This window comes from Falsiruegeria mediterranea M17, assembly GCF_900302455.1.
Classification (GTDB): Bacteria; Pseudomonadota; Alphaproteobacteria; order Rhodobacterales; family Rhodobacteraceae; genus Falsiruegeria; species Falsiruegeria mediterranea.
Window position 1 is genome coordinate 1 of record NZ_ONZG01000015.1, and the last position, 13,248, is coordinate 13,248.

General features: G+C 55.5%; 12 protein-coding genes and 1 pseudogene. 8 read left to right on the plus strand and 5 right to left on the minus strand.

Annotated features, from left to right (window positions below; genetic code table 11):
- Positions 1-213: 213 nt before the first annotated feature.
- Together TRM7615_RS22390 and TRM7615_RS22410 are read left to right on the plus strand one after the other, a co-directional pair.
- Positions 214-1,056, plus strand: coding sequence for a hypothetical protein (locus tag TRM7615_RS22390; RefSeq protein ID WP_125133730.1), 843 nt, complete (start codon positions 214-216; stop codon positions 1,054-1,056).
- A gap of 1,484 nt (positions 1,057-2,540) precedes the next feature.
- Complete coding sequence (locus TRM7615_RS22410; protein WP_108791961.1) at positions 2,541-5,228, plus strand: calcium-binding protein; 2,688 nt, start codon at positions 2,541-2,543, stop codon at positions 5,226-5,228.
- Positions 5,229-5,602: 374 nt separating this feature from the next.
- On the opposite strand, the gene TRM7615_RS22415 is transcribed toward TRM7615_RS22410, so the two are convergent.
- The 4 genes from TRM7615_RS22415 to TRM7615_RS22430 form a co-directional block, all read right to left on the minus strand.
- Positions 5,603-5,965 carry a tyrosine-type recombinase/integrase gene (locus TRM7615_RS22415; protein ID WP_108791963.1) on the minus strand — a complete coding sequence of 121 codons (363 nt, stop codon included), beginning with the start codon at positions 5,963-5,965 and terminating at the stop codon, positions 5,603-5,605.
- Positions 5,966-6,277: 312 nt separating this feature from the next.
- Entirely contained in the window at positions 6,278-6,949 is a 672-nt protein-coding gene (locus TRM7615_RS22420) for an acyl-homoserine-lactone synthase (protein WP_108791965.1), read from the minus strand.
- A 61-nt stretch (positions 6,950-7,010) separates the two neighbouring features.
- Positions 7,011-7,625, minus strand: coding sequence for a helix-turn-helix transcriptional regulator (locus TRM7615_RS22425; protein WP_108791967.1), 615 nt, complete (start codon positions 7,623-7,625; stop codon positions 7,011-7,013).
- Positions 7,626-7,831: 206 nt separating this feature from the next.
- Entirely contained in the window at positions 7,832-8,215 is a 384-nt protein-coding gene (locus TRM7615_RS22430) for a helix-turn-helix domain-containing protein (protein ID WP_125133731.1), read from the minus strand.
- A gap of 115 nt (positions 8,216-8,330) precedes the next feature.
- Here TRM7615_RS22430 and TRM7615_RS22435 point away from each other — a divergent pair, with 115 nt between their 5' ends.
- The 6 genes and pseudogenes from TRM7615_RS22435 to TRM7615_RS22460 all read left to right on the plus strand — a co-directional run bounded on the left by TRM7615_RS22435 (position 8,331) and on the right by TRM7615_RS22460 (position 12,551).
- On the plus strand, positions 8,331-8,651 hold the full coding sequence (locus TRM7615_RS22435) for a hypothetical protein (RefSeq protein WP_125133732.1): 321 nt from the start codon (positions 8,331-8,333) through the stop codon (positions 8,649-8,651).
- 184 nt (positions 8,652-8,835) lie between these two features.
- On the plus strand, positions 8,836-9,264 hold the full coding sequence (locus TRM7615_RS22440) for a DUF2852 domain-containing protein (RefSeq protein ID WP_370739833.1): 429 nt from the start codon (positions 8,836-8,838) through the stop codon (positions 9,262-9,264).
- Between the two features lie 79 nt (positions 9,265-9,343).
- Positions 9,344-9,781, plus strand: coding sequence for an RDD family protein (locus tag TRM7615_RS22445; protein WP_108791975.1), 438 nt, complete (start codon positions 9,344-9,346; stop codon positions 9,779-9,781).
- Between the two features lie 232 nt (positions 9,782-10,013).
- A complete protein-coding gene (locus TRM7615_RS22450) occupies positions 10,014-10,829 on the plus strand; it encodes an arginyltransferase (RefSeq protein ID WP_108791978.1) in 816 nt (271 codons plus the stop codon).
- Between the two features lie 6 nt (positions 10,830-10,835).
- Positions 10,836-11,224, plus strand: a pseudogene (locus TRM7615_RS22455) (VOC family protein).
- A gap of 238 nt (positions 11,225-11,462) precedes the next feature.
- Positions 11,463-12,551, plus strand: a complete 1,089-nt coding sequence (locus TRM7615_RS22460; protein ID WP_108791980.1) for a DUF2855 family protein — start codon at positions 11,463-11,465, stop codon at positions 12,549-12,551.
- A gap of 6 nt (positions 12,552-12,557) precedes the next feature.
- Here the strand turns inward: TRM7615_RS22460 and TRM7615_RS22465 are convergent, their stop codons facing one another.
- Complete coding sequence (locus TRM7615_RS22465) at positions 12,558-13,184, minus strand: hypothetical protein (RefSeq protein ID WP_108791982.1); 627 nt, start codon at positions 13,182-13,184, stop codon at positions 12,558-12,560.
- Between the last annotated feature and the right edge of the window lie 64 nt (positions 13,185-13,248).

Genomic DNA, 13,248 nt, shown 5'->3' on the forward strand with positions numbered 1-13,248 from the left:
GCTCCGCTATGCGCGACGAAGGACAAACCTAAATACGAAACGGTGGTGTACTTTTGCTCCGGCCAAAACCGAACAAATGGTGCACTATTGTTCCGGCGAATGGTGCAGTTTTAGTCCGGCGTTGACAGGCCGTTCAAAACGCGGTTGATACCTGCATTGCGGCAGCTTAATCCAATGCAAGAGTTAGTGTGTTTTGGGTAAGGGCTGATCATCGTGAATTCGAGGAAACTCATCAATAGTGCAAAAAAGATCAACGTTGCAGAAGCGCAAAGAGCAATGAGGATCATCGAAAGGACGCCAAACTTAGAGCTCAGGAAGAAGCAAATTCGACGGGCTGTGCAAGCACTGCCCCAAGTTGGAAACGTGGTAAGCGTTGGTCAAATTCTCTTCCGGGCCTCGCTTTTAGCCGACGACGAACGCCCCGAAAGCGTCGGGCGACTAAGCTACCCCCCCGAAGACAAGATCAAGAGTTTTGGAAGGTGCAACCTTCCTGAAAACCCTGTGCTCTATACTGCAGCCCACGAAGGCGCAGCTCTCCTGGAAGTGCAACCGAAGGTCGGGACAAAGTGCGTGATCTCGCAATGGCAAGCCACCCGCGTCATCGTAGCAATCCCCTTGGGATACAGCGCAGATGAGCTGGTGATACAGCCTGAGGGTATGGAGTACAGACGTGAATTGTATGCGTCATATGGCAAGGGGTTTGACCAAATTCACAGCCGCTTCAATCAATGGTTTGGTCATCTTGGGGAGGTGTTTTATGAAATCACTGCAACGCTGACCAATATCCTATTTGAAGATCCAGTTCATGTTGACGAGAAAAACCCGGGTTACTCTGGGAGGATGGCTGTCCAATATCGCTCAAGGAGGTTCGCTGAAGTCTCTGGTGGACAGAGAGCGGACAACGTAACCATATGCAAAGCGTCCGTCGATGCCGGTGACGTGGTCCCCATCGCGGCGCATCACTGCGAAGTTACCAAGGCTGATGGTGGTAGAATTGATGTGAAAATCTTGTCCCGAACCACAAGCATCGAAGGGGATAGGCTGGTGTGGGAATAGCGTCCGCCCCCCTTTTCGCCAGTCATGAAGAGGAGCAGCGTGTTTGCACGTCATCTACGCCACCTGCGCCTGCGGGCACACCGGGGTCATAAAAGATCCGGCAGCCATCGAAGCACATAAATCTATGAGACCCATCCGCGCCCACTGTTCAAAGTGTGGCGCGGCAAACCGTTTCCGCACCGTGCTGTCCTATGATGCAGGGGGCAATCCCATGGATGCGGCGCGGCCGAGTTCAACGTCCAGCGGCAAGCCCGTCACCTACGATGGGTGAAAAACGAGTTGCTGCAACTTTCTGTGTTTCGCCGTGCAACTTTCTGTGTCGCGCTACTGTTATGAGACACAGATAATTGCAGTAACCGGAAGAGCCCCGAAGATGCCGGAAGAACTTGGATGGAGCCTATAAAACAAGGGCTACGAGGGGGACAACGGCGTGGTAATCGCCCAAACCGCCATGTTTTTCAAAACGGCTTCAAGCGGCCATGTAAGTGCCATTATGTTATTTTCAAACAGAGATACTTGCAAACTCAAGACGCGCTGCTGAACGCCCATAAAATAAGGACTTTGGGCTACTAAGCGACCCTGAAAGTCCCCCTACCCCAAGCCAAAATCCTTGCTCGAACTTGAAAGAGAGCTTTCAAGTTTGGCCTGGGTTTTCAAGAACAGGATTTTCCCTTTGATATCAAAGGGAACGAGGAAACCGCCCTCGGAGAGGACGCACGTGAACTTGAAAGAGATTTTCGCAGTCGGATCGCGCTTAGTCTCTTCCGCTGAACATGTCCGTTTGCAGCCCAAAGCGGACATGATTATCACGGCCACTCGCTCCTTTGCGATAACGCTGGAGGGCGGGGAAGCTGGTCTCGACCAGCTCTGGCAGGCCGCGCAGATACCAGCCGGTTGCCTTGTGGAAGGGGTCTTCGAATTCTCACGGGGTTGACAATGCATGGAAAATTCTGATCGACTTGCGTTTCGTTTTCTCTAACAACGACAGAGTTTCACTATTTCTCGTTTCGTTTCTGTTCTTTTGGCCTGTGTCGACTTGCTCAATCGCTTTTGGTTTGTTTGCACGCGATACTTCTGCACCATCGCTAAGGTTTTGTGACCTGTGAACGCCTGAATTTCAGTGTCGCTGCATCCCGCCTCAGCCAATCCGACCGCAGCGTCGCAGACAGGCCGCGAAGCCGACATGCTCCCTTGTCAAATGGAAAGCGAAACCCAAAAAAACCAACTGATAACGGCAGAGTACAAGGTAGAGCAGAACACTGGTGAAAAAGGGACATGCGCTCGGCACGACGTTTATAGTGCTGTCAAACAGGTGTGTCCCCAAGGGCTTAGATGGAAAGCAAGCGCTCTGGTGTTGGTTGAGGCAGCCAAAGGGAAACGCAATTGCCAGAAAACTTGGCAGAAGCTTGCCGCATCAATATTATGAGCAGACATAAGATCAAGCCTGTATTGCGACTGTCTGTCTCAAAGTCGGAGGTTCACCTATGCCAGATACGCCAATTTCCTGGGGACCATCATACCTTGCTCCGGGAATTTCAAACGGCTCTCAATTCGATCCCGATTTCGCTTTGCTGGCTTCCGGCAACTACGTGATCACTTGGACCACTGATGATCAGACATCCCCAACTCAAGGCGCGGGGCTTAACATCACCGGTCGTCGGTTTGATCAATTGGGACGTGTGCTGGACGATACGGCCTGGCCCGGAAATCATCTGCCCCTTGATGAATTCTCATCAGCAACATCAAACGGATCTGTCGCGGCTCTTCCGTTTGACGGGCTGATCGTCGTCTATGAAGCAACCAGCGGATCAACCGTTCAATTGAAGTTGGCTGAACACATTCAAGATGGAACAGATTTCGGGCAGGACAGCAGTTCGCTGAGGGTCGACGGTTCGGTCCATACCCCCAGCTTTGGCAATCCCGACATCGACGTTCAGTACTCCGCGCAAACCGGGTTCACGACGGCTCTCATAGTTTATGAACGGGTCGCTCAAGACAATGCAGATGACGTGGACGTTCTGGCTCGGACATATGTTGCAGAAACAGACGCCTATAGCGCTGAATTCGAGATCTTCGACTTGGTGGGGACTGCCGTGCACTCTCCTAAAGTCTTAGCTTTAGGAAGCGGGAATTTTGCTGTCTTAGGAGAACATGTCGTCAACGGTGTCACCGAGGGTTTGATAACGATTCTGCAACCAGATGGGACTGTTGTTGCTGCAACATCTTCTGTTTCCAATACACGTATCAATGGCAGAGATGATACCGACTTCGCACTGACACGATTGGATGTTGGTTTTGCTGTCGCTTGGCAGGCCGAGACGGGCACAGACCGAGAAATTCATATTCAGAAATATACAGATGCGGGTCTCACCCACGGAGATCTGATCAAGATTTCGACAGATGGGATTGATACATTTACCTCACCAGCTTTGGCGCAGCTTCCAAACAACCACCTGATTGTCGTTTACGAAACAAACGGTCAGCTGGTTCTGCAACGCTTTGACGACACAGGACTAGCCGTCGGAAACGAAGTCATACTGGATGCATCTTCAGCCACGAACCCTGCGATTCAATCGCTTGGGGATGGGCGCGTTGTGGTCGTCTGGGAGCAACTCGGCGATGTTCGAACGCAAATGTTTGATACCCGCGACCAGACGTCTTTTGGCTTTTTCGAACAGAACTGGCAGATTGGCACATTTCAGGACGATATTATCCTGGCTTCTGTGCAGGCCGATTTCATGGAAGTACATGGGCTCTCGGGGAATGATACCATAACTGCAACGGGCGGGCCCAAGCTCTACGATGGCGGTGACGGCGACGACGTCATTACAGCCTTTAACAATTTGGGGCCGGACAACCTGCCGGGGCAGGATGCGTACATTGGGGGCGCAGGCCAAGACCTTATTGATTTAAGTCGCCTTACAGCCAATGGACATGTGATTGATCTGGAGGCTGGACTTGGTTGGCTCAACTCTTCCCCTCAAACCACACACGTTCTTTCGGGATTTGAACACCTGATTGGTACCCCTCAATCCGACAACATCACGGGAAGTGCCGAGGCCAATAACTTGTCTTCCGGAGAGGGCTACGACTGGATCATTCCGGGCCGTGGCAATGACACGGTGGATGGCGGCGTGGGGCGGGACATGGTGTCCTACTCCGACGTGACCGAGGTTGCGGGGCGTGGGACGAACTTCATGCTGGATCTGGACCTTGGCGCGGGGACCGCGAACATCTTTGGCGGCGAGGTCGACCAGCTGATCAGCATCGAACGGGCCACCGGCTCGATCTTTGCCGATGTGATGCGCGGCAGCGATGGCAATGACGAGATGCGCGGCCTGGGCGATTACGACTGGTTCATCGCCACCGCGGGCAACGACACGCTGGACGGTGGCAACGGGCAGGACATGATCACCTTCCTCGAGGCGAGCTCTTCGGGGGCACCGGTGGTTGAGACGGTGTTCTCGGCCACGGGCGCGCCGCCGATGGGCGCGGCGGTGGGCGGCGTGACGCTGAACCTGAGCGATCCGACCCAGAGCACGGGGCTGGCCCTGGGGCTGACGCTGAATTCGGTGGAGCGGGTGACCGGCTCGTCGCATCAGGACGTGTTTTATGGCGACGCCCAGCAGAACGATTTCCGGGGTCTGGGGGGCTATGACTGGTTTGTCGGCTCGACCGGCGGGCGCGAGCGCTACTTCGGCGGCGACGGGCTGGACACGGTGACCTACTTCCAGTCGACGTCCGGCGTGGCAGCAAGCTTGCGCAACGGCGCGGGGCTGTCTGGCGGCCAGGAAACGGGCTATGGCTCGGCCGGGGATGCGGTGCGGGACCTGTATTTCGAGATCGAAAACCTGGTCGGCACCAACTTTGACGACAGCCTGACCGGCAACAACGAGCGCAACCAGCTGTCGGGCCTGGACGGGGATGATTTCCTGTTCGGTTACGGCGGCAACGACTACATGAAGGGCGGCGCGGGCAACGATACGTTGAACGGCGGCGCGGGGTCGGACTTTGCGATCTTTGACGGCAACCGTGCGGATTACACGATCACGCGCAGCTCGACGACGGATGTGACGGTGACGGGTGCCGCTGGCACCGACAGCCTGATCTCGGTCGAGTATTTCCAGTTCGACGACGAGACCGCCAACATCTGGCAATTCGCGATCGCGTAAGTCCAAAACCTGGGGCAACAAGGGCGTGTTTTTTTGTGCGAGCTGGATGAGTGGCGGGTGTCACCCAAGAACTCAGACAGGTGGGCGCGGATTCGAGAGTGGTTCATCGCTCATGAAGTCGAAGCGCCTGAGGCTCTGCCGATTAGGCAGGAGCGGCCGAGGGCGGTTTTGTAGCGTTTCACACTTTCACTCTTTGTTTTTGGTTTGTCCTGTGAATTCAAAGAGCCAAGGATTTGTATTCGCGAAGTATTCGCTAGATTTAGGTTCTGGCGCCTTTGGCGTGGGGGTTCGAGTCCCTTCACCCGCACCACTTTGAAAATACTGTAAAAATTCGGATTGATCTGCGTTTCGTTTTCTCTTCCGACGACAGAGTTTCACTTTTTCTCGTTTCGTTTTTGTTCTGTTCTTTTTGCCTGTGCCGGCTTGCTCAAATGCTCTTGGTTTGCTTGCGCGCGATACTTCTGCACCATCGCCAAGGTTTTGTGACCTGTGACCGCCTGAATTTCAGTGTCGCTGCATCCCGCCTCCGCCAGCTGGACCGCAGCGTTGTATCGCCAGCCGTGGATTACAAATTCGACTGCGCCGATCTCCGTTCGGATATCCATCACCAATTTTTGGACCCGACGCTTTGACAGCGGCTGCGTGAGGTTCTTGGCAAGGATGTGTTTCCCTGACCTTGGGAGGGGCGCCAAACCTGCCAAATCGGCGGCAAGGATAGTCGTCAGCTTTCGATCCATTAGTGATGGTCGCTATGTCGAGAAACAGAAGAAACATAGCCCCAAATGGAAGATAGCTGCAAACTCAATAACTACACCATAACAAGCTGGCTCTTTCAAAGCTGACATTGGTGCAAAGTGCACCATCTGACACAAGGGGCTCAAAGCGACCGACATGACGGCCTGCACGAATGTCGGCTTCACAGCAGGCCTTTAGACTTTGCAAAGTCCGCTCCCTGCGCATTCCTGCCGCTGTGACAAGACCCGCCTCCATTCATCTTAAAGCCCTACCCGAGGCTCGGAATCCCTCAGACGAAGATCGATCTAACTGGATCATGCCGCCTGCCCGACCAGCCTAGTTAAGAGTCGGCGACTGCTAACTTCGTCGCCGTTGGACCTTTCGACGAGGCCCAGGTTTACAGAAGGGTCACAGGTCATTCGGAAGGGGCCATACAGTCGTCCATCCTCGACGCCTACGTATCGTCTTCCATAGGCCTGGCAATCGTAGCCGAACCTTTTCAACAACCGACCAAATACTGTCGGCGAGAGAGAGAGCATCTCCTCACAGCCACTTGCTCTCGCAACGCGACAAAGCCCGTGAACGACCAATTTCAAAGCCGTTTGGCGTTCATCGGCATTGAGACGCGTGTCATCCAGCACCAGACGCGTGCATTCCCAGGTGCGTCCTGAAGTCGGGTAATTGCTCATTAAGTCGGGCGGGATGGCGTCGATCTTACCGCGAGCTGCATCGCCCAGCATATAGCTCCATCCACACCAGTCCGCATTGCAAGGTAGCGCCCGTGCACCACCAACTACGCGGCCCTCCTCCATAACGATAGAGTAGATGGAAAGCGGATGGTCATACTGGTCCATCTCGTGACAACCATCGTGGGAAAGCTCCCATCCAAGTTGATCCACGAAATGCCGCTTACGCAGTCTCAAATAGCCTGGAAAACAATCGCCATGAAATGACTGCTCGATGAATGTGAATGTGTGTAGTTCCATATCAACCTCCTAGAGTGGTGACATGGAACCCAAACAATCAAAGCATGTATCTAAAAACTGACTACAACCAGCAATTCCTTATGACAAATGATAACAGAGAGGCCGGAGAACGAGTCCCGGTAAGGTCGTAGGCCTTTTCTCTCCTCTTGCGGATCGTTTCAATTTTCACACCCAAACGCTCGGCGATTTCTCGATCCTTTGCTCCATCTGCCATCAACCTGACAACGTCCATCTCCGGGTTGGCCAATATGCACGGCATGGGCTGTTCGCCGAACATGAAGGCCAGACCACTGGTTGCCGCGGCCGCCTGTTGAACCTGGGTGTTGTTCCAGATTGGCCCATCGCCACTGAAGATGGCGCAAACCCCGTTCATCCTCAGCGAAAGGGTATTGCCCTCTTTCATGCCAGCTTCAGCCGCGCCCAACATAACCGGGTTGTCGGGATACAGCTCAGACAATTTCCCCCAGGTAAAATGTCCAGCGTTCTTTTGCCCGTGCAATATGGTTGGATCGACTGCCATCCACCCCTCTTCGACGTATCGATCGACCCAACCATCGCTGTACGTTGAATGGACCCATGTGGGTGCACCGTCATGGAAACCTACCCCAATGGAGAAACCGGTTTTTGAAAGCCGGGCCAGTTCGGACAGAAAATGAGCCTTATTATTACTTGTCATATTGGAAATTCTCTTTAAGCGTGTAAGTTGCCTCTATATAGCAACAGTACGAGTTATGACAAGTTATAATGCAGGCACCCCAGAAGAACGGCGAAAACCTCTCGACTGGCACTTTTATGTCCATCGTGGAACGGTACACGGCAATAGAAGAGCGCCACCCTGGAACGGGGCTGGACGCCCTCACCGCCGCGATCAAACAGGTTCGGTTACTTGGGGTTGGTGCTATCCAAGAGACGGACGACTAGCTGAGCCTCTTCGTCATCCAGCTCGGCTGCGGCATCCAGAACTTTTTGAGCTTTCTCGCTTGGGGTCTTAGGCATGAAAATGGCTGCCGGATCAATACCTGCTGCCTCCATGATCATCAGTACCGTGTTCATTGAGGGTTCAGTTTTGCCCTGAAGAGTGCGGCTCACATACGCGTCATGACCACCAATGTCCTTCGACAATTTGGTGTAGCTAATTCCCCTGGCATCGATCTCTGCTTTCAAGCGAACGCGCCAAGGTTCTAAGGCTTTTTCTTCCGCCGCCATCTCGCAACCCATGAAGTCATCTTGAATAGTAAAATATTCATGATGGCCAATAAAGTGCAAGAACGAACACGCAGTGTCAGCTTGCTAAATTTTTTAGTTCAGGAATGTGAACTATTACAGTTGATTATGTGAACTATAAAGTTCATCTTAGCCTCCAAAGTGAAGGTTAGGGTTCATGTCGAGCAAAAACACACATCAAGCACTGATGAGCGGTCAGCAGTTTGTTCGCTTCGTCAAACAAGAACTGGAGAAGCAAAACTCTGGCCTTGGAAAAGTCACCCTTCGGAGCCTGTCCGAACTATCAGGTTACTCGCCTGGATATTTGAGAAACCTCCTCACGGCCGAAGACCCCAATCCTTCAGCCAAAGCCATGCGCTGTTTTCTTCTAACGCTCGGCGTTTCAATCGAGAGCCCGGAACAAGATGTCATCCCTCACTTAAAGGCGAAGGGTGTCTATTGCCCCAGAGTTCATGGGGCCTCGGAGGGCGTTTCCTGATGCCGTCCAAACAGTCAATAAACTCCCTCCCCCCTCAGCTACAACAATCCCGCTGGCCCGCTCAAACCCACCAATGTAAAAAACATTCACATCACCCCTTGCATCCCCAGATCCAGCCCCCATCTTACCCAATGTGAAAGGCATTCACATAAACCTTGATCTGGAGAGACTGACAATGACCACTATGACCGACCCCGTTGCCACCGCCCCGTCGAACCCGGGCTGGTTGCATCGCACCGAAGCTTGGCTAGACAGCAAGGGCAAAGGCGCATGGATCGCCGCCATGGTCCTTGGCTTTGTCTTCTTCTGGCCCATCGGCCTAGCCCTACTGTTCTACATGATCTGGAGTGACCGCATGTTCAGCAAATCCTGCCGCCGCCAAAGCACATCCTGGAAACGTCATGGCATGCACGCCATGCGCCAGACCGGCAACACCGCCTTTGACAGCTACAAGGCCGACACTCTGGCCCGTCTGGAGCAGGAGCAGGTGGATTTCGAGGCCTTCCTGGAACGGCTGCGTGAAGCCAAGGACAAGTCCGAGTTCGATCAGTTCATGAACGACCGGGCACGTGAAGCGGCCAATTCCGACGACAAGAAGGACGACGCGGCCTGATCCGCAGGCCCCTCTCCCCACTGGTCCCCGCGCGTTGCGGGGGCCAAAGCCTTACCCTCCCCCCCGGAAATCGAGTGAGATGACACATCTTCCCCACCCCGACCACCAGCCAGAATTCTATGAAACCGTCGCGATGAAGCGGCTGTTCGCCTGGCTTCTCGACAGCTGCATCATTCTGGCGCTGAGTATGCTCGCTGTGTTGATGACCGCCTTTGTTGGTCTCTTTGTCTGGCCGTTGCTTTATCTGGCGATCGGATTTGTCTACCGCGTGGCGACCATCGCCAGCGGATCGGCCACCTGGGGAATGCGCTTTGTCGGGATCGAGCTGCGCGACGCCCATGGTGCGCGATTGGATGGTGGCCTGGCCCTGGCTCATACAGCAGGCTACACGGTTTCAATGGCGTTGCCTGTCTTGCAGGTGATCTCGGTCATCATGATGCTGTCCAGCGCCCGCGCCCAAGGTTTGACAGACGCGATGCTGGGCACCGTTGCCATCAACCGGCGCGCTGTCGCCTGACGCAGACACTAGCCAAAACACTGCTCCGGAGCACTCCCGTCCGTCGTCGGTGTTTCTGGCGAAACATCTCCTCCCGTTGGGGCGGGCAGGCGCGGGCTTTGCCCGCGCCTGCCCGGCCCCCCCCGCCGTCCGCAGGACGCAGGACCCACAGGTCCTGCAATCGCCACTTGGCGGCTTTGGGATCGGTTGTTATCATCCCCTGAAACCGCGAGCCGCCTTATGAGTTTTTTTGATGCGCCACACGCTGCCGATTGTTCCACAGTTCTACGTGACGGCCCCGCAACCCTGCCCCTATCTTGAAAACCGTATGGAGCGGAAGCTGTTCACCGCTTTGCAGGGCGAAGGGGCTGACCAGTTGAACAATGCCCTGTCCCGACAGGGGTTTCGACGTTCGCAGAACGTGCTCTATCGTCCGTCTTGCGCCGACTGTGCCGCTTGCCTTTCGGCCCGCATCAAGGTGAGCGATTTTGCGGCCAACAAGAGCCAGCGCCGCGCACTGCGGCGCAATGCGCATCTCGGGCGCCGGGCGACATCACCCTGGGCCACGGACGAGCAGTATGAGCTCTTTCGCCGCTATCTGGATATCCGCCACGCCGACGGCGGCATGGCTGACATGGATGTTTTCGAATTTGCTGCCATGATCGAAGAAACCCCGATACGCAGCCGGGTCATCGAGTACAGTGACCGCAAGACGGACGCTCTGGCAGCCGTGAGCCTGACCGATGTGCTCGAAGATGGGTTGAGCATGGTCTATTCCTTTTATGAACCAGAGCTGCGCAGCAGCTCTTTGGGCACCTTCATGATCCTGGATCATATCGAAATCGCACGTGAGGCCGGCTTGCCGTATGTCTACCTGGGTTATTGGGTGCCAGAGAGCCCCAAGATGGGCTACAAGGCGCGGTTCTCTGGGCTTGAAGTCTATGTAGGCGGGAAATGGCAAGTGATGAAGAACCCGGAGGACTACGAGTCTGCCTCGCACCCGCTGTCCACCGACCCGATTGCCGAACAGGTCGCCAATATCCAATTGCCCGACCGGCGCGCGCCCTGATCTGATATGCCCCAACAGCTTTTTGCCATCGCCCTCGTGGTGCCCGATTACGATGCTGCACTGGCGTTTTATGTGGACCGGCTGGGCTTCACCCTGGATCAGGACGAGGATCTGGGAGATGGCAAGCGTTGGGTCCGGGTGACGCCGCCCGGCGGAACGGCTGGCTCGATCATTTTGGCCAAAGCGGATGGCGCGCAACAAGAGACTGCCATTGGCAATCAGACCGGGGGCGTGTTGGGTTCTTTCTGACCACGGATGACTTCGCGCGAGATCACGCCATGATGCTGGCACAAGGGATCGAGTTCGAAGAAGCGCCGCGCCATGAACCTTATGGCACGGTTGCGGTCTGGCGCGATCCTTTTGGCAATCGGTGGGATTTGCTGGAGTTTTCCTGAAGCATCCACGCTTGAGAACAAACCAGGCTCTCCCGCCCGTCGTCAATGCCCCTAACGGGACATCTCCTCCCGCCCAAGCCGTGCGCCTCGTTGGTCGCTCGGCGTGTTATCGCAGAACGCTCATCGTCGTTGCTGATCGAAACAGGTACCATTTGACAGCGCAACGTCACCGTTACCCATTCAAAACGGACGTGGCACTGTGTGACAGGAAAGAGATCAGGCGAAATGGGAGAGGCGCATGACCGAAATCACGACCATGCAGGTCCGCAAGGTGAACCTGGACGAACTTGGCGTCAGCACGACCCACAGCCCTGAAGACCTGAGCGGAAAGATCCTTGTGCGGATCGAGCGGTTTGGGATGACTGCAAACAACATCACGTATGGCGTTGTCGGTGACCGCATCGGCTATTGGAAGTTTTTCCCCACCGAGGACGACGCGTTCGGTGTCATCCCGGTTTGGGGCATTGGCGTTGTCGAGGCAAGCGGCCTGCCCGACATCACGGTTGGTGAGCGGCTTTACGGGTATTGGCCAATGGGCAGCCATGCCGTGCTGGAGCCTGGACGCATTGACCAAACGCGATTTTTCGACGCTTCGGAGCATCGCAAGGACCTTGCTGCCGTATACAATCGCTATCTGCGCCTGTCCAACGATCCGCAGGACGATCCCGCGACCGATGACATGCGCATGGTGCTCTGGCCGCTCTATGCGACCTCTTTCTGCCTCTATGACTTTGCACTGGCCGGGGACTGGTATGGCGCCGAACAGGTGCTCATCGTTTCGGCCTCGTCCAAAACCGGTATCGGTACGGGCTATGCCTTTCAGGCCGATCCAGATACGCCCAAAATCGTCGGGATGACCTCAGCCGGGAACAAAGCCAAGGTCGATGCGCTGGCCCTTTATGATCAGGTGCTGACCTATGACCAGATCGAGGCCGAACTGGAAAACGTCCCGACCCTGATCATCGACATGTCCGGCTCTGGTCCGGTGATCTCGCGCCTGCATCAGCACTTGGGCGACAACATGCGCTTCACCAGCCACGTGGGCCTGACGCATTATTCCGAGGCTGGGATGGGCGATGGTTACATTCGCGAGCGGTCCGAGATGTTCTTTGCCCCCGGCCACATTGCCAAACGCAATGCCGATTGGGGACCGGGTGAGTTTGAGCGGCGTTCGGGCGACTTCTGGAGCCAAGCCATGCGCAAGAGCGCGGACTGGCTGACGATCAACCACGCGCAGGGATTGGCCCAGGCAGAATCCGCCTATCGCGAGGTGCTGGGGGGCAAAACACCGGCGGATCAGGCGTGGACGATCTCCTTGACCGAATGATGCCAGCTACAACTGCCCCTCGGCCAACACGATACTGCGGGGTTGAGTGATGGTGCGGAATGGAAACGCGCCATCGCATTCAAAATCATGAAAAGAGACTTCGGCCATTTTGGTATGGCCGAGTTGAGTCAACACGACATGCTGAGTTGCCGCGGAAGAGAGTTCTCCAACCACACGCTGAAACCCTTTGGATTTTGCGATCGTGTGGACCTGGGCCCGCATGGATTGATAGATCCCCCTGCCCTCTGCCTCAGGTCGAACCGCGCCCATGTCGATCAGGACCACCTGCCCCGGTGAGACCTTTCCGGCGGCGGTGTACTGGTGATCCAGCTCCCGTGCCAACGCAGCAAGAGGTGTCATCTCTGGATACGTACGGATATCTCCGGCAGGCTGTTTGGCGTAATCGGTGACGATCATGCACCCCATCACGGCACCCGTCCGGGTGTCGATGGCCACAACAGACAGCCCTTGGGCGACGACCTGTTGAAACTGGGGCCGCAGATAGGTGCGGTAGTCTTCCAATGTCACACCAAGCGCCCGATGCAGCGTGCTGGCGCGCGAAAACACCTCGGTCGCCAACTCGAACGCCTCGTCAAGGTTATGAGCTTTCAGGGGTTGGATCGCGATTTCCATGGTCTCTTGTCTCTGAATTCCGGCGTGCCCCTATCATCGATGGGCAACCGAACGCGGCACAAGA